This is a genomic window from Saccharothrix coeruleofusca, from assembly GCF_017876325.1.
Classification (GTDB): Bacteria; Actinomycetota; Actinomycetes; order Mycobacteriales; family Pseudonocardiaceae; genus Actinosynnema; species Actinosynnema coeruleofuscum.
In genome coordinates this window covers 243,489-266,120 of record NZ_JAGINV010000001.1, presented here as the reverse complement: position 1 = coordinate 266,120, position 22,632 = coordinate 243,489, and the positions used below count along the sequence as shown (strand labels likewise).

Here is a 22,632-nt window from a genome sequence, read left to right as displayed (position 1 = left end):
GTGCTCCGCTCCACGCTGCTGGCCGCCTCGCGGTCGACCGCCGCGCGCTCGCTGGTCGAGCGCACCCCGCTGACCCGGCCGGTCGTGCGCCGGTTCATCGCGGGCGACGACCTGGACGCGGCCATCCGCACCACCGGCGAGGTGCTCGCCGACGGCCGCCTGGTCACCCTCGACCACCTCGGCGAGGACACCCGCGACGCCGAGCAGGCCGACGCCACCGTCACCGCCTACCTGGACCTGCTGGGCAGGCTGTCCGACGCCGGGTACGCCGACCGCGCCGAGGTCTCGGTGAAGCTGTCCGCGGTGGGCCAGTTCCTGCCCACCGACGGGGAGAAGATCGCCCTGGAGAACGCCCGGCGGATCTGCGCGGCGGCGGGCGCGGCGGGCACCACGGTCACCCTGGACATGGAGGACCACACCACCACCGACTCGACCCTGGGCATCCTGCGCGAGCTGCGGGTGGACTTCCCGTGGGTGGGCGCGGTGCTGCAGGCCTACCTCAAGCGCACCGAGCAGGACTGCCGGGACCTGGCGCACGCCGGGTCGCGGGTGCGGTTGTGCAAGGGCGCCTACCAGGAACCCGCCTCGGTGGCCTATCAGGACAAGGCGGACGTGGACCTGTCCTACGTGCGCTGCCTGAAGGTGCTCATGGCGGGCGAGGGCTACCCGATGGTCGCCTCGCACGACCCGAGGCTCATCGCCATCGCCGCCGACCTGGCCCGCGACCGCGCCAAGGACGGCTACGAGTTCCAGATGCTCTACGGCATCCGGCCCGAGGAGCAGCGCAGGCTGGCCGCCGAGGGCAACCGGATGCGGGTGTACGTGCCCTACGGCGACCAGTGGTACGGCTACTTCATGCGCAGGCTCGCCGAGCGTCCCGCGAACGTGGGGTTCTTCCTGCGGTCGCTGGTCACGACGAGCTGACCTCCGGCTGGTCGCGCGCGGCCATGGCGCGCATCCGCCGCCGGGCGGCCTCCGGGTCGGGGTGGGCGCGCACCACCTCGTCGGCGGCCGCCACGGCCCGGATGAACCGGTCCGGGGTGGCCCTGGCCGTGCGCAGCACCAGCACCGCCCGGTGCGCCAGCTCCAGCGCGGTGTCCAGCTCCCGGCCCGTCTCGGCGCACAGCCGGGCCAGCAGCGACAGCGCGTCGGCGTAGCGCAGCTCGGTGCGCAGCTGCTCGGGCGTGCGGGCCAGGTGCCACAGCAGCAGGGCGCCGCGGGCGCGGGGCAGCGCCCTCGGGTCCGCCGCGCCGTGCAGCAGCACGGCGGTGTGGTGCACGGCCATGGCGAACGCGATGGGCGCGCCGCGGTGGTGGCCCAGCAGGTCGCGCCAGATGTCCGCGGCCTGCTCGGCCAGCCGCAGCGCCCACCCGTGGTGCTCGATCCCGGCCAGCGCGGTGGCCAGGGCGTGCAGCGCGCCCGCCAGCCCGCCCGCGCGGGTCATCAGCAGCCGCCGGGGCAGCCGCCGCTGCGCCGCCAGCACCTCCTCCACCAGCGCGCCCGCCTCGTACTCGCGACCGGCCACCAGCAGCAGCCTGGCCAGCCGGGCCTGCGCGACGACCAGGTCCACCTCGTGCCGCACGGGGTGCTCGGCGGCCAGCGGTCGCGCCAGGAGCACCGCCTCCTCCGCGGCGGCCACCCGGTCGGCGGGCTCGGGCAGCGCGTCGACCAGCGCGACCAGCGACGCGGCCAGCTCCGCCCGCGCCGCGGGCTCGCCGTCCCCGGCCAGCCGCCGCCGCAGCGCCACGGCCTCCCGCGACACCTTCAGCGCCTCGCCCATGCGCTCGGAGCGCAGCAGGACCGCGCCCAGCGCCTCCAGCGCCCCGGCCAGCTCCGGCTCGAACGCGGCCGGGTTGGCCTCGGCCAGCCTGCGCAGCACCCCGATCGCCTCGCGCAGCACGCTGCGGGCCCGTTCGCACTGCCCGAACCCGGACAGCAGCGCGGCGATCGAGACCAGCGTCCTGGCGTGCTCGGGCTCGTAGCGCGGGTCGGCCTGCGCGACCTTGCGCCACCGCCGCACGGCCGCGTCGGCCGCGCCCAGCCCCTCCCGCTTGCGGTCCACGTCGAACAGCCGCACCGCGAGGTGGTGGCTGGCCTTGGCGAAGTCCAGCCGGAACCGCGTCGGGTCGTCCTTGGCCAGCTGCTGGTAGAGCACCGAGGCGCTGGTCAGCGCGGTCAGCGCGTCCTCGCGCCGGTCCACCGCGGCGTAGCGGGCGCTCAGCCGCTCCAGCGCGGCGGCCAGCTCGGGCGTGCCGTCCCCGTCCTCGGCGACCTGGCCGCGCAGCTGGACGGCCTCCTCGGCCGCCGCCAGCGCGTCCTGCTCGCGGCCGACCGCGACCAGCCGCAGCCCCAGCTCGTCCAGCGCGTCGGCCAGCGCGCCCCGGTGCTCGCGCGGGTCGGCCGCGACCAGCTCCCGGTACAGCGCGACCTCGCGTCGCGACGCCTCCACCGCCTCCTCGCGCAGCGAGGCCAGCGCGGCGCGGGCGCTGAGCATCCGGTGCAGCTCGGCCAGCTCCAGCCGGTCCGCGTGCGGCGCGCGTTCCCGCAGCAGGGTGCGGGTGAGCACGGCGGGCAGCGGGTCGCGGTGGAACCGCTCGTCGTGGAACACGTGCCCGGCCACGGCCCGCGCGATCGCCGGGCACTGCGCCAGGGTGACGAGGGTGGCGCCGCTCGCGGTGCGCACGAGGTCCGGTTCGGCGCTGAACAGGGCTTCGACGCGGCGGCGCGCGTGCGGCCAGCGCTCGGCGGCGCGCAGCAGGGTCTCCAGCGCGTCCGGGGAGCGCTCGGGCTCGATGCGCTCGTCCAGCAGCGTCACCGCGAGCACGTCCTCGGCCAGCTTGCCGGGCGGCGGCGGGGCCGGGTCGACGCTGACCAGCCAGCGCACCAGCTCCTGGCCGCCCGCGTGGGCGTTCGCGCCGTGCACCGCGGCCAGCGCCGCCAGGTGCAGGTCGAACGTGGTGGCCGAGGCGGGGGCGGGGCCGGTGGGCGCGGGCAGGTCCAGGGCGGCGGCGAAGTGCTCGCAGGCCGAGGCGAACGAGGTCGCGGGGTCCTCCGGCGAGGGCGCCAGGACCAGCTCGGCGGTGGTGTAGTCGAGCTCGCCCGCGTGCTGCCGCAGCGCCGACCACCACCAGCCCGCGGCGCGGGCGGTCAGCAGCACGCGGACGTGCGCGGCGGGCGTGGTCACGGGTTCCCGCAGGAGCCGGAGCAGCGCGGGCCACGGCCAGCGGTCGGCGTCGTCGACCACGACCAGCACCCGGTCCGGTTCGGCGTCGCGGGCGGCGAACTCCCCGGTCAGCCGCGTCCGGCCGGAGCCGGCCGGACCGTGCAGGAGCAGCAGCGACCAGGGGCTGTCGGCGTCGCGCCAGCGCCTCAACCGGTCCAGCTCGGCCTCCCGGCCGTGGAAGGGCACGACCTCGCGTCGCGGGTCCAGCAGCTCAGCGACAGACGGCGTCCGATCCACGCGCCCATGGTCCCCAGCTACAGCCGCCACGAAAGAGATCCCCGGCCCCACCCCAACGGGCCCACCCCCCGCGCCTGCAAGTACTACCCGACGTGTCCACCAGGGCCGTCAACTACTACCCGACGTCGCGAGCGCCCGGTGCTCGCCACCGGAATTGTCGGGGGTGTGGCGCAAGATGAGCTGTGCTCATCGCCCTCGTGTCGCACGCGGAGAACGCCGGTCGGCTCCGGCCGCTCTCCGACTCCGGCGTGCCCGAGGGGCCCGTGGTGGAGACCGCCGACCTCGCGGGCGCGGTGGCCGAGCACGAGGCCAGGCACCGCCCCCGCTGGCTGTGGGCGGCCACCGCCGAGGTCTACCCGGCCCTGCTGGCCAGGGGTGTGCGCGTGGAGCGCTGCCTGGACCTGCACCACGCCGAGTCGCTGCTGCTGGCCTACCAGGGCCGCCACCACGAGCCCAAGGAGCTGCCCGCCGCAGTGGCCAGGCTGGCGGGCTTGCCGCCGCCCGAGGACCGGGGCCCGCGCAAGCGCGACGCCCAGCCCACCCTGTTCGAGCCCGAGCAGGAGCCGCTGCCCGGCGGCGCGGACCCGCTCGACGCCGTCGTGGCGGTGCACGCCGCGCAGCAGCGGGTCGCCGCGACCCTGCCGCACGCCGATCCGCTGCGCCTGCTGCTCGCCGCCGAGTCGGCCAGCGCGCTGGCCGCCGCCGAGATGACCCACCACGGGCTGCCGTGGCGGGCCGACGTGCACGAGGCGCTGCTGGCGCAGCTGCTGGGGCCGCGCACCGCGCCGGGCGTGCGGCCCGCGCGGCTGGCGGAGCTGGCCGACCGGATCACCGAGGCGTTCGGCGGCAAGCCGGTCAACCCAGACCACCCGCCGGGCGTGGTGCGGGCGTTCGCCAGGGAGGGCATCGACATCCCGTCGGCGCGGGCCTGGGTGCTCAAGTCGGTGGACCACCCGGCGGTGGAGCCGCTGCTGGCCTACAAGGAGCTGGCCAGGCTGTGGGTGGCGCACGGCTGGTCGTGGCTGGACGCCTGGGTGGCCGACGGCCGGTTCCGGCCGGACTACGTGGTCGGCGGCGTGGTGTCGGGCCGGTGGGCCACGCGCGGCGGGGCGGCGCTGCAGATCCCGCGCACGCTGCGCACGGCGGTGCGCGCCGATCCGGGGTGGCGGCTGGTGGCCGCCGACGCCGCGCAGCTGGAGCCCAGGGTGCTCGCCGCGCTGTCCGGCGACCGCGAGCTGGCCGCCGCCTCCGCCGGGGACGACCTCTACACCGCGCTGGCGGCCGGGGCGTTCGAGGGCGACCGGCACAAGGCGAAGACGGCGATGCTGTCGGCGATGTACGGCGGCACCAGCGGTCCGGCCGCCGCGCTGCTGGCCGTGCTGCGCCGCCGCTTCCCCGAGGCGGTCGGCTACGTGGAGGCCGCGGCGGTGGCGGGCGAGCAGGGCCGGATGGTCCGCTCCCGGCTGGGCCGGACCAGCCCGCCGCCCTCGGCGGCGTGGCGCGAGGTGACCGGCAGCGCCGACGACGACGAGGACTCGCTGCGCCGCTCCCGCCGGGCCGCGCGGGACTGGGGCCGGTTCACCCGCAACTTCGTGGTGCAGGCCAGCGCGGCGGACTGGACCGCGGCGCTGCTGGGGGCGCTGCGGCGCAGGCTGCACGCCGTCTCCCCGCAGGCGCACCTGGTGTTCTTCCAGCACGACGAGGTTCTGGTGCACTGCCCGGCGCCGCTGGCCGAGCAGGTGTGCGCGCAGATCACCGCGGCGGGTGAGGAGGCGTCCCGGCTGGTGTTCGGGGCGACGCCGGTGCGGTTCCCGCTCAAGGCGGTGCCGGTGGACAGCTACGCCGACGCGAAATAGGGGTCGTTGCGCCGTTCGGGTGATTGAGACCCGGCCGTGAGAGCGCTCTCATGAAAGCGCTCGCAGTGCAACACCGTGACAAGGAGGTCACCCGCGCATGGAGCCCCGAAGCAACCGCGCCCGACGCGCGCTGGTCGCCGCCGCGGCCGTGCTCGCCGCGGCGCCGGCGGCGGTCGCCGTCACCACGCCCGCCAACGCGTCCGTGCCCTCGACCCCGCCGGGCTGGACGCTGCAGTGGAGCGACGACTTCACCGGCGCCGCGGGCAGCCTGCCCTCGTCGTCGAACTGGATCTTCGACCTGGGCCACAACTACCCCGGCGGGCCCGCCAACTGGGGCACCGGGGAGATCCAGAACTACACCAACAGCCCGAACAACATCAAGCTCGACGGCGCGGGCAACCTGCGCATCACCGCCCTGCGCGACGGCGCGGGCAACTGGACCTCCGCCCGCATCGAGACGCAGCGGTCGAACTTCAAGCCGCCGGCGGGCGGCAAGCTCGCCATCGAAGGCCGCATCCAGATGCCCAACGTCACCGGCGATGCCGCGCTGGGCTACTGGCCCGCGTTCTGGGCGCTCGGCTCGCCCTACCGGGGCAACTACTGGAACTGGCCCGCCATCGGCGAGTTCGACATCATGGAGAACGTCAACGGCCTCAACTCCGTGTGGGGCGTGCTGCACTGCGGCGTGAACCCCGGCGGGCCGTGCGACGAGACCAACGGCCGCGGCGCCAGCCGCGCCTGCCCCGGCTCGTCCTGCCAGTCCGCGTTCCACACCTACCGGTTCGAGTGGGACGACGGCGCCAAGGAGCTGCGCTGGTACGTCGACGGCCAGCAGTTCCACACCGTCAGCCAGAGCCAGCTCGGCGCGGAGACGTGGAACAACATGACCAACCACGCGGGCTACTTCATCCTGCTCAACCTGGCCATGGGCGGCGCGTTCCCCAACGGCGTGGCGGGCTTCAACACCCCCACCGCGGCCACCGTGCCCGGTCACTCGCTGGTGGTCGACTACGTGGCGGTGTGGTCCAGCGGCAACGGCGGCGGCGAGAACCCCGGCGGCAGCGGCTGGGACGCCTACGGTGAGATCCAGGCCGAGCAGGCCACGTCCCGCTCCGGCGGCACCGTCGAGGGCGGGCAGGCCGTGGCGCAACTGGGCAACGGCAACTCGCTGAAGTTCTCCGGCGTCCGGTTCGGCAGCCGCACCGCCACGCAGTTCAACGCCCGCGTGGCCTCCGGCGCGGCCAGCGGCGTCAGCGGGCTGGTCGAGGTGCGGCTGGACAGCCCGACCGCGACCCCCGTGGGCAGCTTCGCCATCGCCAACACCGGCGGCTGGCAGAGCTGGCGGACGGTGCCCGCGAACATCGCGGGGGTGACCGGCACGCACGACGTCTACATCACCTTCACCAGCGGCCAGCCCGCACCGTTCACCAGCGTCGACTGGATCAAGTTCGGCTGACCCCAGCGTCTGCAAGTACTACCCGCCCCGCCGCGACGGGCCGCTGACTACTACCCGCCCCACAACGCGGGTAGTAGTTACGCGCTCCCAGGAGCCGCACGGGTAGTACTTGCAGACGTGTTTGTTGGGTGGGGCGGCGCTAGGTTGGGGCCGTGTACGAGGAACTGCCCGCTCCTGCGGGTCTGCGCTGCCGGTGGCGGCGCTCCTCCACGACCGCCGAGGTGGGCCGGGTGGTGCCGGACGGCTGCACGGACATCATCTTCTCGGCCACCGGCGGCGAGGTGTTCGTGGCCGGACCGGACACCTCGGGCAAGGTCACCGAGATGGGGCCGACCGACCTGCACGCCGTCCGCTTCGACCCCGGCGTCGGCCCGGCGGTGCTGGGCGTACCCGCCCACGCGCTGCGCGACCTGCGCGTCCCCCTGGCGGAGCTGTGGGGCCGCACGGACCGGCTGTGCGAAGAACTCTCCTCGGCACCCGACCCGTCGGCGGTGCTCGCCCGCGTCGCGGTCGAACGACTGCGCGCCACGCCGCCCGACCCGCTCACGCAGGCCATCGCCACAGCGGTCCGCACCTGCGGCGTCGCCGACCTGGCCGACCGGCTCGGACTCAGCGCGCGCCAACTGCACCGGCGGAGCCTGGCCGCGTTCGGCTACGGACCCAAGGCGCTGCAACGGATTCTGCGCTTCGACGAGGCGATGTCGCTTGCCTGGCGGGGAGTCCCGTTCGCCGACATCGCCCACCGCACCGGCTACGCCGACCAGGCCCACCTGTCCCGTGAAGTCCGCGAGCTCGCGGGAGTCCCGCTGGGTCAGCTGATCCGTCCGTAGGCGCGCAACGTCAGCAGTGCCTCGATGGTCACGATCGACCGCCACTCGTGCTCGACCACCGGCGTCCACACCGGCCACGGGAACGTCCAGCCGCCGTCTTCCCGTTGCGCCGCAACGAGAGCGTCCAGATCGCGCGTCATCTCCTCGTCGGTGAACCACCGGCGCGCCAGGCTGTCCGGTCGGGAGGCGTAGTCGTGCGGCTTGTGCGTCTCGCCCGCCGCGTAGCCCTCGTGCGCCCTGCCCTCGCCCAAGTCCACCAAACCCTGCTCCCGCACCAGTTCCCCGAGCCGCGCGGCGGCCCGCTCGGCACGCGGGCGGTCGGGCACGCGGTCGAGGAAGACCAGGCAGGCGTTGGCCTCGTAGGGGTGGCTCTTGGTCAGGTTCTCCACGCGGTCCCAGCAGAACTCCGTGGCGCGGTCCAGCCACGGGTGCTCGACGCCCAGGCGGTGCAGCGCGCCCGCCAGCAGGCCGGTCATCAGCAGGTCGCTGCCCTCATCGATCACCCACCACGGTGCCCTGGGGTGCTCCGCCGCCGTGCCCAGCGCGTTGGGCACACCGCCGTCGGGATTGGCCACGGAGGCCAGGAAATCGCACGCGGGCAGCGCGTGCTCCGGCGCGCCCACCTCGGCGAACAGCTCCAGCGCGGTGCGCGTGTGCAGCGGCTGGCTGCTCGGCCCCCGACCGTCCGGCTCCAGCGCGTGCCCGTACCCGCCGTCGGCGTTGCGGTGCGCCAGCACCGCCGCGACCACCGGCTCGGCTGGCCCGCCGTCGAACAGGAACGCGAAGCGCCGCTGCTCCAGGACGCGGGCGTGGTGCCACAGGAAGGTCCGTGCTCGCTCGATCATGCGGCGACCCTAGGCGTGCTCACCCCATCGGGTCTTGAACGAATCGGACACCTGTCACTCGAACGAGCGCATGTGGGTCGACGCGGCCGATATGCCCCAAACCTCGTGCGATCATCGCTCGCGGGGGGCGGTGCGTGAGGGGAGCGCAATCGTGTTCGACGCTGCCGAGGGAGCGGCCAAGAGGATCGGCTTCGTGGCCGAGAACGTCGCGATGGATGCCGCCGGTCCGGTGGCGCGGACGCGGTTCACCGTTGCCCCGGACCAGGCCCAGAAGTTGATCGTCGGCTTGGAGGAGGCGCTGCGGCACCTCATCGCCGCGCGGCGCTCCGCCGACGAGATCAACCGGGTCGGCTCACCCGGCAAGGACGTCTACAGCGGGATGGCCACGATCTCCCTCCAGCAGGTCGCGGGGCAGAACGAGGGAGGCTACCTGTGGGCCAACCTCAAGGCGAAGGAAGCGCTCGAAAAGACGATCGAGAACGTCCGCAATGCGTTGGAGGAGTACCAGCGGACCGAGTCCGCGGCCACCGACGCGTTCAAGCCAAAGGGATGAGATTCTTGAAGCGCATCATCCGAGCCCTCCTGGCCACCAGTGCCGCTGCGGCTGTGCTGAGCGCGTGCGCCGAAACCGGTACCTCGGACCCGTCGCCCGCGACGAGCGGCGCCCCGCCCGGTGGAGACGCCCTGGACATCTCCCGGTACGTCGACGCTCCCTGCGGCATCCTGAAGCCGGACCAGGTGACCGCGCTGGGCACGTTCCGGGAGCCGGAAGCCGGGACCAGTGTCAGCGGACCGAGTTGCACCTACGAGGGCTCGGACGTGCTCAAGGACTCGACCTACGAGATCATCTTCGTCAACGACGGCAGCACCTACGAGGAAATCGTCGACAACAGCAAATCCGACCCGACCTTCAGCCAGTCCGATGTCTCCGGCGTGCCGATCATGAGCAGCGACGCCATCGACGGGCTGCGCAGCTGCACCACCGCGATCCGCACGTCGGACAAGGACGCGATCCTCGTCCAAGCCGACATCGCCAAGAACGACGCCGAGAACAACGGCCAGGCGTGCGAGGCCACCGAAAAGCTGGCCGCAACGGTGATAGCGAACCTGAAGGGCTGAGGTCATGGCTCCGGGCAACGCGGGCGTGGACCAGAGCGGCTTCGCGACATCAACGACCAGCCGACCCGACACCAGAAGCCGAATCCGCGCTCACCGACGCGTTCAAGCCGGAGGGATGAAGTATTTGAAGCGCATTCCGCGAGTCCTCCTCTCGGGCACCGCCGCGGCAGTCGCACTGGCCGCGTGCTCCGACGTCGGCGGCACGCCGAACCCCGCGACCACCACCACAGCCCTGGGCGTCCCGAGCAGCACGCCGACCGGCGGTGACGCGCTGGACATCTCGAAGTATTTCGACGTGCCCTGCGACGTCCTCAAAGCCGACCAGGTCAGCGCGCTGGGGAAGTTCCGGGAGTTGGAGACCGGGACCAGCGCCAGCGGACCGAGTTGCACCTACGAGGGCTCGGACGTGCTCAAGGACTCGACCTACGAGATCATCTTCGTCAACGACGGCAGCACCTACGAGGAAATCGTCGACAACAGCAAATCCGACCCGACCTTCAGCCAGTCCGATGTCTCCGGCGTGCCGATCATGAGCAGCGACGCCATCGACGGGCTGCGCAGCTGCACCACCGCGATCCGCACCTCCGGCAAGGACGCGATCATGATCCAGATCAGCACGGCGGGCCAGGACGACCCCAACTACGGCAAGGCGTGCGAGGCCACCGAGCGGATGGCCGGAACCGTCATCGCGAACCTGAAGGGCTGAGGTCGTGGCTCCCGGCGACGTGGACATGGATTTCGGCGGCTTCGCCCTCCTGCAAGTGGGCGTCGGGGCCGAGAAGATCTACGGGTGGTTCCACGAGGGCAAGGGCCCCGGTCAGACCACCGACGCGGGTCAGCGGAACTGGGGCGACCTGGCCGACCTGCACAGCGAGATCGCCGACCTGATCAGGAAGGCCGTTCGCGACTCGGGTGCGGTCTGGGAGGGCGTGGCGGGCGACCAGGCCCGCGCTTCCACCATCCCGCTGGCCACCTGGTCCGAGGCGGTGGCGTCCGACGCGGCCGTGGCCGCGAACCGCACCGGTTCCCTCAGCGAGGCGTTCCGACGGGCCTACCACGAGGTCGAGAAGCCCGTCGATGTCCCGGACAAGCCCTGGTGCAACGACGCGGTCCCGTGGGACACCGATTACGACGACGCGGTCGAGAAGAGCCAGCAGGTCAACTCCCGCAACATGCGGGTGTTCAGCACCTACGGCAGCGCCGCGAACGCGGCGAGCGCTGGGCTGCCCACGTTCCGGCCGCCCGACGAGATCGGCGGGGACAGGCCCGCTCCACCCCCGCCGATCACTCCGCCGGTCGTCCCGCCGCGTCACCCCTGGTACCCGGTGGACCGGCCCGGCGGCGGTGACGACCGGGTCGGCGGGGGCACCGACGAGTCCTGGACCGGTCCGAGTGCTCCGCCGCCCAGCGGCGACGACGGCAGCACCCGCCGGTCCGGTGTGGTCCCGGACCGGCCGCTCGGGCCGCCGCAGGTCGACCTGCCGGGCTCGGACGTTGCGCTGCGACCGAGCGACCCGCGCCCGTGGGGGTCGGACGTCCCCGCGTTCGGTCCCCACGCCACGCACAACCCCGGCAACCGGCCCGGCGGGCGTGGCGGTGGTGGTGCGGGCGGCCGGAGTGCGAGCGGCACAGGGGGCGTGCCGCGCATTCCCGGCACGGGCGGTCCTGGTACCGGCGGCCCTGGCACGGGTGGCACCGGCGTGGTCCCCGGCGGCAGAACGGGCGCGCTGGCGCACGGGCCGGGCGGCGGCGCGGCGGCGGGGCGCGGAGGTCCCGGCGGCATGGGCGCGGGCGGGATGGGTGCCGGCGGCGTGGGCGCCGGTGCGGGCCGGGGGCAGGGCGACGAGGACAAGGAGCACAAGTCCGCGTCGTACCTGCAGGAGACCGAGGACATCTTCGGCGACGGCACGATGGTCGCCCCGCCCGTCATCGGCGAGTAGGACCACCAAGGGGGGAACGTGCTGCGGACCAGGGTCGTGGTCCCGGCGGTGGCGCTGTACAACGCCTGGCAGGCGGAGGGCCTGTCCGCGCTGCACAACGCGCTGCTGACGCGAGTCGAGTTCGACGAGGACCGGTTGGCGGAGGGGGACGTGGGCGGGCTCGCCGAGCTGGCCCGCTCCGGGTGGGCCGAGCTGGAGCGGGCGGGGCTGGCTCGCGGCGGGCGGGTCCACCCGGACCTCGGCCGGTCGCTGCGGCTGGTCGCCGAGGCGGGCGCGGAGTACTACGCCTTCTTCAACCAGGGCGACGAGGACACCCGGTCGGCGCTGGTGGTGGTGTCCGGGGACGACGCGCTGCGCGTGGTCCTGCTGCCGGACCGGCACTTCGCGCTGGAGCCGATCCGGCCGGAGGACGCGGTGCGGTCGCTGGTCGCCGCGCTGCCGGAGATGCCGCCGGGGCGCGGCGGGGTGATCTCGCTGCCCGCGGAGTCGTTGCGGGACAACGGACCTCAGCGGGCGGGCTCCGACCACGGCGAGCAGTCGTTCCTCCAGGCCAACTACCGGACCGGCGGCCACGTGGTCGAGGCCGGGCTGGTCCGCAAGCTGCTGGCCGAGCAGCGCTTGGGCGGCGGTCAGCTGTTCGCCGCGCGGCGTGACCGGTTCGGCCGCAAGCACCGGTGCGCCGCGCCGCTGACGTTCTTCGACACGACGACCGGCCGCTACCTGTCCACCCCCTCGACGGGCCGCGACGGCACGGCGTGGATCACCGTGCAGCCCGGCGGCCCCGCCGCGCTGACGGCCAGGCTGCGCCTGCTCAGCGACGCCGCAGCACCTCCCGGTTGAGCTCGGCCGGGCTGCGGTGCCCGGACAGGCCCAGGGTGAGGTCGAAGTCGGCGAGCAGGCCGCGCAGCACGTGCCGCACGCCGACTTCACCGCCGTGCGCCAGCCCGTAGGCGAACGGCCTGCCCAGCAGCACCGCCTTCGCGCCCAGCGCCAGCGCCTTGACCACGTCCGCGCCGGAGCGCACGCCCGAGTCGAACAGCACCTCGACCTGCTCCCCCACCGCCTCGGCGATCTCCGGCAGCACGTCCAGCGAGGCCACCGCCCCGTCGACCTGCCTGCCGCCGTGGTTGGACACCACGATGCCGCTCACCCCGGCGTCGACCGCCTTGCGCGCGTCGTCGGGGTGCTGGATGCCCTTGAGCACGATCGGCCCGTCCCAGTGCTCGCGCAGGAAGGCCAGCTGGTCCCAACCGCGGTCGGTGCCGGTGAACAGCTGCACCCAGCGCAGGATCGCCATCGGCAGGTCCTCCTCCGGTGGCGCGGCCAGTCCGGCGCGGAACGCCGGGTCGCTGAACGGGATCGCGGTGCCCACCCCGCGCAGGAACGGCAGGTACGACTGGTCCAGGTCGTGGGGGCGCCACGCCAGCGTCCAGGTGTCGAGGGTGACCACCAGGACGGTGAACCCGGCTTGGCGGGCCCGGTCCAGGATGCTGGCGCACACGTCCGGGTCGTTGGGCCAGTACAGCTGGAACCAGCGCGCCGCGTCCCCGGCCGCCTCGGCGACGTCCTCGATGGTGTGCGAGGAGGCGGTGGACAGGATGAACGGCACCCCCAGCTCGGCCGCCGCCCGCGCGGTGGCCAGTTCGCCCTCGGGGTGCAGGATCGACTGCACCCCGATGGGCGCGAGCAGCACCGGCGCGGGCAGCTCCGTGCCCAGCAGCGAGGTGCCCAGGTGGCGGGTGGTGGCGTCGGTGAGCATCCTCGGCACGATCCGCCACCGGTCGAACGCCTCCCGGTTGGCCCGCGCGGTGGCCCCCGTCCCGGCCGATCCCGCCACGTACCAGAACGGCCCCGGTCCGAGGCGTTCACGGGCGGACGCCTCCAGCTCGTCGGGGTTGGTGGTGAAGGGCGGCTTGTTGTCCGCCAGGCCCTGCAGGTAGATCTCGTTCTGGTACGCGGCGAAGCTCGTCATCCCACACCATCATCCACTCGGCCAACGGTCCGCCGATCATGCTCTTCCCGGCCCGCGCCACCCGCAAGCACGGGCGCACCGGCGGCCAGCAGGCGCTGCGCCAGCACGCGGCAGCGGTCCCGCAGCTCCGGCGGGTCGAGCACTTCGAAGTCGTGTCCCAGCAGGACCATGTGCATCAGCACGAAGTCGAGGTTGTCCGCGCCGCTGACCACCTCGCAGTGCTCGCCGCGCGGGTGCACGACGGCCGCCGACGCCGGGATCTGCGCCCGCACCACTTCGGCCGACGCGCGCACGAGGCAGCGCGCTTGGTGCCGGTAGACCCGGCTGGCCACCCCCTCCTGCACGTACGCCGCCGCGTCGGGTGCCGCGCGCGGGCGGAAGCGCCAGGTCCGCGCGGACACGTCGGTCATCCGGTCGACGCGGAAGCTGCGCCAGTCGTCGCGGTCGAGGTCGTAGGCCAGCAGGTACCAGCGCCGGTCGGAGGCGACCAGGCGGTACGGCTCGACCCGCCGCTGCCGCACCTGGCCGCCGGACGGGTAGCCGAAACCCGCCTCGACCTCCGCGCGGCACGCCCTGGCCAGGGTCATCAGCACTTCGGGGTCCACCGGTGTGCGGCCTCCGCCGAAGGATTCCACCGAGCCGGACAGGGCGCGCACCTCGTGCCGGAGTCGGGTGGGCAGCACCCGGTCCAGCTTGGTCAGCGCCCGCAGCGCCGCGTCGGTCGCGCCCGCGACCGCGCCACCGGCTCCGGCCAGCAGCGAGACGGCGGTGGCGATGGCCTCCTCGTCGTCGAGCAGCAGCGGCGGCAGGTCCTGGCCGGGGCCGAGCTGGTAGCCGCCGCCGACGCCCTGGCAGGCCTGCACCGGGTACCCCAGCGCGCGCAGCCGCTCGACGTCGCGGCGCACCGTGCGCGAGGTGACGCCGAGCCGGTCGGCGAGTTCCGGGCCGGTCCAGACCTGGCGCTGCTGCAGCAGCGAGAGCAGGGTGAGCACCCGCTCCGTGGTCCCCCGCTCCTCCGCCATGCGACCACCCTGCCAGAGATAGCGGAACGATCCTGTCCGCTAGGGGTGTCACGGTGTCCCCATGAACGATTTCGACTGGAACCGGACGTTGCGCGAGCAGTGGGAGTTCCACTGGGACCACCAGCTCCGGGCCAGGCTCGACGGCCTCACCGACGACGAGTACTTCTGGTCACCGGTGCCGGACGCCTGGAGCGTGCGCCCGCGCGGCACCTCGACCGCGCCGGCGCAGGGGGGCTCGGGGGACTTCACCATCGACTTCGCCTTCCCCCAGCCGGTCCCGCCGCCCTTCACCACGATCGCCTGGCGGCTGGGCCACGTCATCGTCGGCGTGCTCGCCATGCGCAACGCGGCGCACTTCGGCGCGCCGGAGGCGTCGTACGAGACCTGGGACTACGCGGGCGACGCGACCACGGCGCTGGAGCAGTTGGAGACCCAGCTCGACCGGTGGACGGCCGGGGTGCGCGCTCTCGACGAGGCCGGGCTGCGGGCCCCGGTCGGGGACAAGGAGCCCTTCCCCGAAGCGCCCATGGCGGACCTGGTGCTGCACATCCAGCGCGAGCTGATCCACCACCTGTCCGAGGTCTGCCTGCTGCGCGACCTGCACCTGCACAGGAACGGGACGACCCGATGAGCCTCCAGGTCCAGATCACCTTCGACGCCCACGACCCGGCGGCGCTGTCGTCCTTCTGGCGCGACGCGCTGGGTTACGTCCACCCCTCCCCTCCGGGGGTCGACCTGCCCGAGGGCGCTGACGTGCCGGCGGCGTGGGACGAGTTCCTCGCGCGGATCGGCGTGCCGGAGGACCAGCGCAACGACAGTTCCGCGGTGGAGGACCCGGACGGGGTCGGCCCACGGCTGTTCTTCCAGAAGGTGCCCGAGGACAAGGTCGCCAAGAACCGCGTCCACCTCGACGTCCGCGCGGCTCCCGGTTTGCGGGGCGAGGAGCGGATGGCGGCGCTGGAGGTCGAGTGCGACCGGCTGGTGGCGCTGGGCGCGAAGCGGGTGCGCCGCCACGAGCCCGCTCCCCCGCTGAGCGCGGGCCACATCGTGATGGCCGATCCCGAGGGCAACGAGTTCTGCCTGGACTGACGTGCGGTGCCGGGACGGGGGAACCCGCCCCGGCACACCGCCTCAGTGGCGTGCTCCGGCCTTGGCGAACAGCCGCGCGGGCAGCAGCCAGGTCAGCTCGTGCGACCGCAGCACGGCCAGCGGCCCGATCACCGCCAGCAGCAGCACGTAGCCCGCGACGAACGGGGCCACCCGCGAGTCCAGCCCCGCCGCCACCGCCATCGACGCCAGGACCAACGAGAACTCCCCTCGGGTCAGCACGGTCAGGCCGATGTCGACGCCCTGCTGCCGGTCGAACGAGTGCAGCTTGGCCGCGAACAGCCCGGCGCCCAGGTTGAGCGCGATGGTGACCACGACGGCCAGCAGCACCGGCACCACGACCGGCCCCACGGCACGCGGGTCGATGCTGAGCCCGAAGATGAAGAAGAACAGCGCCCCGAAGGCGTCCCGCAGCGGCAGCACGAGCTTGTGCACCCTCGGCGCGACCCCGGAACCGCCCAGCACCGCGCCGACCATGAACGCGCCGATCGCGTCGGAGACGCCCAGTTCGTGCGCGACCGCCGCGCCGGTCACCGCGACGCCGACGAAGCACACCACCAGCAGTTCGTCGTCGGCCGAGCCGAACAGCCCGGTCACCACCCGGCCGCCCCAGCGCGCGACGGCGGCCAGCGCCAGCAGGAACAGCAGCGCCTTGGCGAAGTCCAGCACCGCCGCGCCGAAGCCGTCCGCGCCGCCGAGCACCGGCTGCAGCACCGCCAGGTACACGGCCAGGAACAGGTCCTCGATCACGATGATGCCCATGATCAGCCGTGACTCGGGGTTGCCCATGCGGCCTGCCTCGATCAGCAGCTTGGTCACGATGGCCGATGAGGAGATGCCGATGGCGCCCGCGACGACCAGCGCTTCCCGCGTGCCCCAGCCCAGGGCGAACCCGAACGCCAGCCCGCCGCCGATGTTGAGCAGCAGGTAGCCGGTCCCGGCCACGGCGAGTTTCCGCCCGCCCGAGACCAGGTCGTCCACGGAGAACTCCAGGCCCAGGTAGAACAGCAGGAACACCAGGCCCAGCCCGGAGAGCACGCCCATCTCGGCGGGATCGCGCACCAGGGACAGCCCCGGCGTGTTGGGTCCGAACAGGATGCCGGCCACCATGAACAGCGGGATGGTCGGCAGTCCGATCCGGACGCCCGCCCGCGCGATCAGGCCCGCGGCGAGGAAGGCCCCGCCGACCGCGAGCAGCGCGTGCCCGGTGCTCATCGGCGCTCCAGGGCGATCGCGACGGGAGCGGCGGTCACGACGGTCGAGGCGGTGCCCGCGACCAGGCCGATCAGCAGGGCGGTGGCGAAGTCGGCCAGCGACCCGTCACCCAGCACCAGCAGTGCGGCCAGCACGAACAGCACCCCGATCCCGGTGTTCACGGTGCGTGGCACGGTCTGCAGGACAGCGTTGCCGACCACTGTCGCGAATGGTTGGTCCCCTTGCGCGCGGCGCAACTCCCTCACTCTGTCGAACACCACCACCGAGTCGTTGACCGAATAGCCGATGACCGTCAGCAGAGCCGCCAGGAACACCCCGTCGACCGTCTTGCCCAGCCAGGCGAACGCGCCCACCAGCACGGCGACGTCGGCGACCAGCGCGACCACGGTCGCCAGCCCGAGCCGCCAGTCGAACCGCACGGCCAGGTAGGCCAGTTGCGCGGCCACCGCGATGGCCAGCGCGATCAGCGCGTCGCGGCGCAGCTCCGCGCCCAGGCTGGGGCCGATGAGCTCGTTGCCGACCCGCTCGGCCCCACCGGTCGCGCGGTCCACCGCCGCGCCGATCCGGGCCGCGGCGGCCTCGTCCACCGGTCCGGTCCGCACGGAGATCCCGTCCGCCCCCGAGGTGGTGACCACGGCGTCGCCGAACCCGGCCGCGGCCAGCTCCGCCCGCACGCGACCGGTGTCCACCGCGGCGGCGGTGTAGTCGAACATCCGCCCGCCGGTGAACTCCACGCCCAGCTCCAGCCCCCGCACCAGCAGCCCGGACAGCGCCACCAGGACCAGCAGGCCCGCCGCGAGCAGCCACCTGCGGGGCCGCTGGAACAGCCGCGTGCCGCGCGCGGTCAGCCACGTCCGCACCCGTCCGAGGTCGTGCAGGCCGCTCCACCGGGGCCGCTTCTCCAGCAGCGGCACCACCAGCCGCATCAGCACGCGGCTGAGCACCAGGGCGCTGAACATCGAGGCCAGCACGCCGATGGCCAGCGTCACGCCGAAGCCCTTCACCGGCCCGGTGGCCAGCCAGAACAGCAGCCCGGCGGCGAGCAGGGTGGTCACGTTGGAGTCGGCGACCGCGCTGAGCGCCCCGCGGAAGCCCAGGTCGACCGACCGGGGCAGGCGCTTGCGCCGCGCGTACTCCTCCCGCGCCCGCTCGAACACCAGCACGTTGGCGTCCACCGCCATGCCGATGGCCAGCACGAACCCGGCCAGGCCGGGCAGCGTCAGGGTCGCGCCGACGGCCAGCAGCGCCGCGTAGGCCACGGCCGCGTACCCGGCCAGGGCGAGCACCGCGACCAGGCCCGCCACTCGGTAGGCGAAGATCAGGAACAGGCTGGTCAGCGCCACGCCGATGATCGCCGCGCGGCTGCTGGCCTCGATCGCCTCGGCGCCCAGCGTGGGGCCGACGGTGCGCTGCTCGACCACCTCGACGGGCACCGGCAGCGCGCCGGAGCGGATCACCAGCGCCAGTTCCTCGGCTTCGGCCTGGGCGAACTGCCCGGTGATCTGGGTGCTGGTGCCGATCATGCCGGTGCGGCAGGGCACCGACGGGTCGACCTGCGGCGCGGACACGACGTCGCCGTCGAGCACGAAGGCGATCTGCCTGCGCGGGTCGCCGGGCGCGGCGCAGGCGGCCTCGGCGGTGATCCGCTGCCAGGTCGACGGGGCGTCGCCCTGGAAGTCGACGGTGACCTGCCAGCCGACGCCCGCCGGGTTGGGCGTGGCCCGCGCGTCCCGGATGCCCTCGCCGGTCATCGCCACCGGTCCGAGGGCCAGTCCGGCTCCGTCGGGGGACTGCTCCTGGCCGGGGCCGGTGACCGGGCGCACGGCCAGCTGGGCGGTGCGGCCGAGCACCTCGACCGCTTCGGCCGGGTCCTGGACGCCGGGCAGCTCGACCACGATCCGCCGGTCGCCGGAGCGGGCCAGCACGGGTTCGGCCACGCCGAGCTCGTCGACTCGGCGGCGCAGCACCTCCAGGGCGCGGTCGGTGGCCTCGGCGGTGGCCTCTGGCGGGGTTTCCAAGACGATCCGGGTGCCGCCGCGCAGGTCGAGGCCGAGGCGCGGTTGGCTGGTGAGCAGCAGGAAAGCGGACGCGGCGAGAACGCCCAAGGACAGCAGTCCTCGGACGAGCAGCTCTCGCCGCGCCGGTGGGCGCGGCATGGGAAGGGGACCTCCGGGTGAGGGCGAACGGGGTGGGTTCGGCTACCTGGAGGTGCGGGGAGGGGCGCGTTCGCCGAGCGGGACCTGGCTCAGGCCCTCGGGGGCGAGGTGGGTCGGGTCGACGACGTCGGCGCGCACCACGGGTTGGGGCGGCACGTGCACGGCGGGCTGCACGCCGTCCAGCGGCTTGCCGAGGTGGCCGAGGTGCTGGACCGGGTGCGCCGCCGGGGTGCGGTTGGTGGCGCTGGGCAGGTGCGCCGCGTCGATCGGCGTGGCGACCGCGGCCACCGCGCCGACGTGGACCGGGGCGACGGGGCCGAACACGACGAAGCCCGCGATCAACGACATGATCACGAGCACCGCGCGTCGGGTCATCCGCCCCCCTTCCGACAACCAGGTTAACCGGTGCGGCCGAGCACCACGACGGTTCCGCCCGCGAGCGCGCACAGCCACGCGACGACGAGCGGCTGCACCGTGCTCGCGCCGAGCAGGAGCGCGGCGGTCCAGCCCACCAGCACCAGCAGCGCCAGCCCGAAGGCGGTCGCCACGACCGCGACCTCGGGGCGGTGCCGGGGCAGGTGCAGCAGGGCCCTGCGGACCGCGCGCCCCCGCGCCGCCGGCCGCAGCACGATCACCGCGCACAGCAGCACCAGCGCCCCGGACAGCGCGCCGGTCGCCGGGGTCGGCCTCGGCATCCCCGCCAGGAGCAGCAGCGGCCCGCCGATGACGAGCACCGCGGCCAGCCGGGAGAACGCGGGCCACACCAGCGCGTGCGCGGCGGCCAGCGCCTCGGCCGCGGGGGACGCGGTGGGCGCGGGTGCGCCGCGCTTGCGCCGCACGGTCGCCAGGTTGGCCCGCACGTCCTCGGCGGACGGGTCCAGCCGCAGCGCGGTGCGGTAGGCGTGCTCGGCGGTGCCCCAGTCCCGCACGCGCAGCGCCGCGTCCCCCAGCACCTGGAACGTCCGCGCCTGCTCGGGCGCCAGCCGGGTGGCCTCCCGCGCCACCGCGACGGCCTCCCGCCGTCCGCCGGGGTCGGCGGCGAGCACCTCGGCCAGCACGACCAGGCACCGCCAGTCGCCGGGCGCGCGTCGGGCGCACTCCCTGGCCGCGACCGCCGCCTCGGTGTGCCTGCCCAGCTCGCTCAGCGCCAGCGCGGTCAGCCGCTGCGCCCAGGACTGGTCGCCGCCCAGCACCAGCGCCCGCTTGGCGGCCTCCAGCGCGGGGTCGGGCTCACCGGCGTCGAGGTGGGCGGCGGCCAGCCCGCACCACGCCTCGGGGTGCAGCGGGTCGGCCGCGAGCGCGGGCCGCAGCAGGGCGATCGCCCGGTGCGGGAGTCCGCTGGCGGTGAGTTCGGCGGCCCGCACGACGGCGGTGGTGATCGGCTCGGACATCGCACCTCCCGGACGCGCGCCTCCCGGACGACGCCGATCAGTGTGACAGCGCCCACGTGGTTTCCCGATCAACAATGATCTTGCCTTACTCCATGTGAGCAAATGATCACCCGTTCGGCCCTACAGAGCGCGATGACGTCTACCGCAGGTCCGAGCCGGGGGAATCGCGGCGCGCGGATCGGGCAGCACCTGCGGGCGTTCGGGGCATCGGGGTTGCCAAGGCGGATTTCCCCTGCGTATCAGGCATTTCCGGGGCTCCGTGCGCCGACTGGCCGAAGAGGACCGACCTGCCGGAGCAGCACCGACCCGGCCGCGCGGCCACCGACCGGGGCTGACCCGATTATCACGATCCGTTGCGGTTTAGCCATTTTTCCCTCTTCCAGGTGACCAAGATGAACACGCTGTGCGACGCTATGGCGGCTCGGCACGGTCGCCTGGCGGAACTCCCGTCATGCCACCAGTCCGCGTGCGTCTCCACCCCCGCGAGCGCCCGGATTGGTCCGAGCACCCGTGTCGAGGAAGTGGGAGGTAGGGGGACGTGAGCACAGCCAAGGAGTGGCAGATCGCCTGCCGGGACATCGCATCCCGTCGTCGCGACATGACCGTCTTCGTCAGCCAGGGGCACGTCGTGGTGACCGTGCCGCCGGGTGAGGCCGCGGTGCTGACACCGCTGGAGGTCGGCAGGCTGCGGGCCGCGCTGCGGGACGCCGTGGTCAACGCCTCGGACACCCCCGAGAGCTGACCGGATTCACCCGCGCCCTTCCTACTCGTGGGTAGGTAGTGCCACTATCGGGGCCGTGCGCAATCACGGTCGGGGCACACGGGCACGGGGTGTGCTGTGGTGAACGCCGATCCGCGCGCCACCGCGGTGGCCAACCTGCGCGAGGCGCGGATGGCCCTGGACGAGGGCCGCCCCGGCGACGCGCTGGAGTCCGCAGAGAAGGCGGTGGCCGCGTTCTCCTGGCTCGACGACGCCGAGGGCGTGGCGTTCGGCGTGCTGGCGCAGTCGGTGGCGCTGGGCAAGCGCGGCCTGCTGCCCGGCGCGCTGGACACCATCGACCGGGTGCAGCGGATCGCCTCGGCCAACCGGCACGCGCTGCTGCAGGCGTGGTGCGGCTTCTCGCGGGCGGTGGTGGAGCTGCGGCTGGACTCGCGGGAGCGGTCGCTGCACTCGCTGGCCAGGGCGCTGGGCCTGGCCGAGCTGACCGGCGACGCCGAGCTGACCGGCTCGATCCTGTTCGAGCAGGCCAAGCTCATGCGCACGCAGTACCACGAGCACTGCATGACCCGCACCGACGGGGCCCGGTGCAGCCTGGACGGCGAACCCTGCGTGCGCAAGCTGCGCCGCGCCGAAGCGCTGTGCGGGCAGGCCCGCGACCGGTGGAAGCAGCTGGACGAGCCGCTGCTCATGGCGCGGGTCAACCTGCTGGTCGCGCACGTCCGGCTGGACCTGGGCGAGGTGGAGCGGGCACAGCGCGCGTGCCGCCGCGCCGAGCGGCTGCTGGCGGGCCGGGACCGGCCGGTGCTGCGCGCGGAGCTGCTCATCGCGCGGGCCCGCTGCAGCGGCAGCCGCAACCGGCTGGCCGACCAGATCGCGCAGCTCACCGAGGCCGCCGAACTGGCCATGAGCTGCCTGGCGCGGGAGGTCGCGGTGCGCGCCCACGGCGCGCTCAGCACCGCCCACGAGCGGGCCGGTCAGCTGCGGCAGGCGCTGCGGCACGCCCGGCTGCAGCTGGAGCAGCACCGGCTGTGGGAGTTGCAGGAGGGACGCGACCTGCTGCGGATGCGCGAGCACGACCCGTCGGCCCGGCTGGCGGAACAGCTGGCGCACCACCGCTTCGAGCCGCACCGCGAGCGGACCTTCGCCCCGCCGCGCGGCTACCGGCCGCTGCGCAGCGGCACCACCGCCGAGCAGACCAACCGGCGCATCGCGCGGGCGCTGCAGGCGGGCCTGACCAAGCGCGGCATCGAGGTGCTGCGGCGGGTGGCCGACGGGGCCAGCACCGGCGCGATCGCCGAGGAGCTGGCGCTGTCGCCGAAGACCGTGCAGAACCACCTCCAGCGGATCTACCGGACGCTGGGCGTGCGGGACCGGGCGGGGGCGGCCGTGTGGTGGATCGGTTTGGACGACGCGACCGCCCAGCCGTGAAAGTCGGGGGTTCTACCTACCCCAGTGCGGGCAAACTGGGTGATGAGCTGGACATCTTCGGTGTGCCATGCTCCGCTTGGACGCTTGTCCCCTGGTCGAACGGAGCTTGACGAT

The 22,632-nt window shown here is 74.0% G+C and carries 21 protein-coding genes; 13 read left to right on the top strand and 8 right to left on the bottom strand.

Annotated elements, in window-relative coordinates:
* On the top strand, positions 1–924 hold the full coding sequence (locus tag JOF41_RS01330; protein ID WP_189222589.1) for a proline dehydrogenase family protein: 924 nt from the start codon (positions 1–3) through the stop codon (positions 922–924).
* On the opposite strand, the gene JOF41_RS38090 is transcribed toward JOF41_RS01330, so the two are convergent.
* Entirely contained in the window at positions 911–3,460 is a 2,550-nt protein-coding gene (locus tag JOF41_RS38090) for a tetratricopeptide repeat protein (protein WP_209615484.1), read from the bottom strand. The genes JOF41_RS01330 and JOF41_RS38090 overlap by 14 nt on opposite strands.
* 182 nt (positions 3,461–3,642) lie before the next feature.
* Between JOF41_RS38090 and JOF41_RS01320 the strand changes: the two genes are divergently transcribed.
* The 3 genes from JOF41_RS01320 (at position 3,643) to JOF41_RS01310 (ending at position 7,602) form a co-directional block, all read left to right on the top strand.
* A complete protein-coding gene (locus JOF41_RS01320) occupies positions 3,643–5,316 on the top strand; it encodes a bifunctional 3'-5' exonuclease/DNA polymerase (RefSeq protein WP_189222219.1) in 1,674 nt (557 codons plus the stop codon).
* Positions 5,317–5,413: 97 nt separating this feature from the next.
* Positions 5,414–6,772, top strand: a complete 1,359-nt coding sequence (locus JOF41_RS01315; protein ID WP_189222220.1) for a carbohydrate-binding protein — start codon at positions 5,414–5,416, stop codon at positions 6,770–6,772.
* A gap of 152 nt (positions 6,773–6,924) precedes the next feature.
* A complete protein-coding gene (locus tag JOF41_RS01310; RefSeq protein ID WP_209615481.1) occupies positions 6,925–7,602 on the top strand; it encodes a helix-turn-helix transcriptional regulator in 678 nt (225 codons plus the stop codon).
* Here the strand turns inward: JOF41_RS01310 and JOF41_RS01305 are convergent.
* A complete protein-coding gene (locus JOF41_RS01305) occupies positions 7,584–8,447 on the bottom strand; it encodes a hypothetical protein (protein ID WP_209615479.1) in 864 nt (287 codons plus the stop codon). The two genes, JOF41_RS01310 and JOF41_RS01305, sit on opposite strands and share 19 nt — an antisense overlap.
* Positions 8,448–8,481: 34 nt before the next feature.
* On the opposite strand from JOF41_RS01305, the gene JOF41_RS01300 reads away from it, so the two are divergent.
* The 5 genes from JOF41_RS01300 to JOF41_RS01280 all read left to right on the top strand — a co-directional run bounded on the left by JOF41_RS01300 (position 8,482) and on the right by JOF41_RS01280 (position 12,346).
* Positions 8,482–9,000 (top strand): hypothetical protein, encoded by a 519-nt coding sequence (locus JOF41_RS01300; RefSeq protein ID WP_209615476.1) that lies wholly within the window; start codon positions 8,482–8,484, stop codon positions 8,998–9,000.
* Between the two features lie 5 nt (positions 9,001–9,005).
* Positions 9,006–9,566 carry a DUF3558 domain-containing protein gene (locus tag JOF41_RS01295; protein WP_209615472.1) on the top strand — a complete coding sequence of 187 codons (561 nt, stop codon included), beginning with the start codon at positions 9,006–9,008 and terminating at the stop codon, positions 9,564–9,566.
* Positions 9,567–9,681: 115 nt separating this feature from the next.
* Positions 9,682–10,272 (top strand): DUF3558 family protein, encoded by a 591-nt coding sequence (locus JOF41_RS01290; protein ID WP_209615469.1) that lies wholly within the window; start codon positions 9,682–9,684, stop codon positions 10,270–10,272.
* A gap of 4 nt (positions 10,273–10,276) precedes the next feature.
* Positions 10,277–11,506 (top strand): PPE domain-containing protein, encoded by a 1,230-nt coding sequence (locus JOF41_RS37595; RefSeq protein ID WP_209615466.1) that lies wholly within the window; start codon positions 10,277–10,279, stop codon positions 11,504–11,506.
* An 18-nt stretch (positions 11,507–11,524) separates the two neighbouring features.
* Positions 11,525–12,346, top strand: coding sequence for an ESX secretion-associated protein EspG (locus JOF41_RS01280; protein WP_209615463.1), 822 nt, complete (start codon positions 11,525–11,527; stop codon positions 12,344–12,346).
* On the opposite strand, the gene JOF41_RS01275 is transcribed toward JOF41_RS01280, so the two are convergent.
* The gene (locus JOF41_RS01275; RefSeq protein ID WP_189222227.1) at positions 12,318–13,478 is read right to left on the bottom strand and encodes a lactate 2-monooxygenase; all 1,161 of its coding nucleotides are present in this window, start codon (positions 13,476–13,478) and stop codon (positions 12,318–12,320) included. The genes JOF41_RS01280 and JOF41_RS01275 overlap by 29 nt on opposite strands.
* A complete protein-coding gene (locus JOF41_RS01270) occupies positions 13,475–14,500 on the bottom strand; it encodes a helix-turn-helix transcriptional regulator (protein WP_189222228.1) in 1,026 nt (341 codons plus the stop codon). Before JOF41_RS01270 ends, JOF41_RS01275 begins: the two co-directional genes overlap by 4 nt.
* 61 nt (positions 14,501–14,561) lie before the next feature.
* Between JOF41_RS01270 and JOF41_RS01265 the strand changes: the two genes are divergently transcribed.
* Both JOF41_RS01265 and JOF41_RS01260 read left to right on the top strand, forming a co-directional pair.
* Positions 14,562–15,131: a DinB family protein gene (locus JOF41_RS01265; RefSeq protein ID WP_189222229.1), complete on the top strand. Its 570-nt coding sequence runs from the start codon at positions 14,562–14,564 to the stop codon at positions 15,129–15,131.
* Positions 15,128–15,589, top strand: a complete 462-nt coding sequence (locus JOF41_RS01260) for a VOC family protein (RefSeq protein ID WP_209615460.1) — start codon at positions 15,128–15,130, stop codon at positions 15,587–15,589. Before JOF41_RS01265 ends, JOF41_RS01260 begins: the two co-directional genes overlap by 4 nt.
* Before the next feature lie 42 nt (positions 15,590–15,631).
* Here the strand turns inward: JOF41_RS01260 and JOF41_RS01255 are convergent, their stop codons facing one another.
* Genes JOF41_RS01255 through JOF41_RS01240 form a run of 4 tightly spaced genes read right to left on the bottom strand, consistent with a single transcriptional unit; the run spans position 15,632 to position 20,369 of the window.
* Positions 15,632–16,822, bottom strand: a complete 1,191-nt coding sequence (locus tag JOF41_RS01255) for a cation:proton antiporter (RefSeq protein WP_209615457.1) — start codon at positions 16,820–16,822, stop codon at positions 15,632–15,634.
* A complete protein-coding gene (gene secD / locus JOF41_RS01250; protein WP_209615453.1) occupies positions 16,819–18,978 on the bottom strand; it encodes a protein translocase subunit SecD in 2,160 nt (719 codons plus the stop codon). The genes JOF41_RS01255 and secD overlap by 4 nt, the downstream gene beginning before the upstream one ends.
* Positions 18,979–19,020: 42 nt before the next feature.
* Positions 19,021–19,353 (bottom strand): hypothetical protein, encoded by a 333-nt coding sequence (locus tag JOF41_RS01245; RefSeq protein WP_209615450.1) that lies wholly within the window; start codon positions 19,351–19,353, stop codon positions 19,021–19,023.
* A 23-nt stretch (positions 19,354–19,376) separates the two neighbouring features.
* Complete coding sequence (locus tag JOF41_RS01240) at positions 19,377–20,369, bottom strand: tetratricopeptide repeat protein (protein ID WP_209615446.1); 993 nt, start codon at positions 20,367–20,369, stop codon at positions 19,377–19,379.
* A gap of 538 nt (positions 20,370–20,907) precedes the next feature.
* On the opposite strand from JOF41_RS01240, the gene JOF41_RS01235 reads away from it, so the two are divergent.
* Both JOF41_RS01235 and JOF41_RS38085 read left to right on the top strand, forming a co-directional pair.
* On the top strand, positions 20,908–21,111 hold the full coding sequence (locus tag JOF41_RS01235; RefSeq protein ID WP_189222235.1) for a hypothetical protein: 204 nt from the start codon (positions 20,908–20,910) through the stop codon (positions 21,109–21,111).
* Between the two features lie 99 nt (positions 21,112–21,210).
* Positions 21,211–22,518, top strand: a complete 1,308-nt coding sequence (locus JOF41_RS38085) for a LuxR C-terminal-related transcriptional regulator (protein ID WP_307867163.1) — start codon at positions 21,211–21,213, stop codon at positions 22,516–22,518.
* The last annotated feature ends 114 nt before the right edge of the window (positions 22,519–22,632 follow it).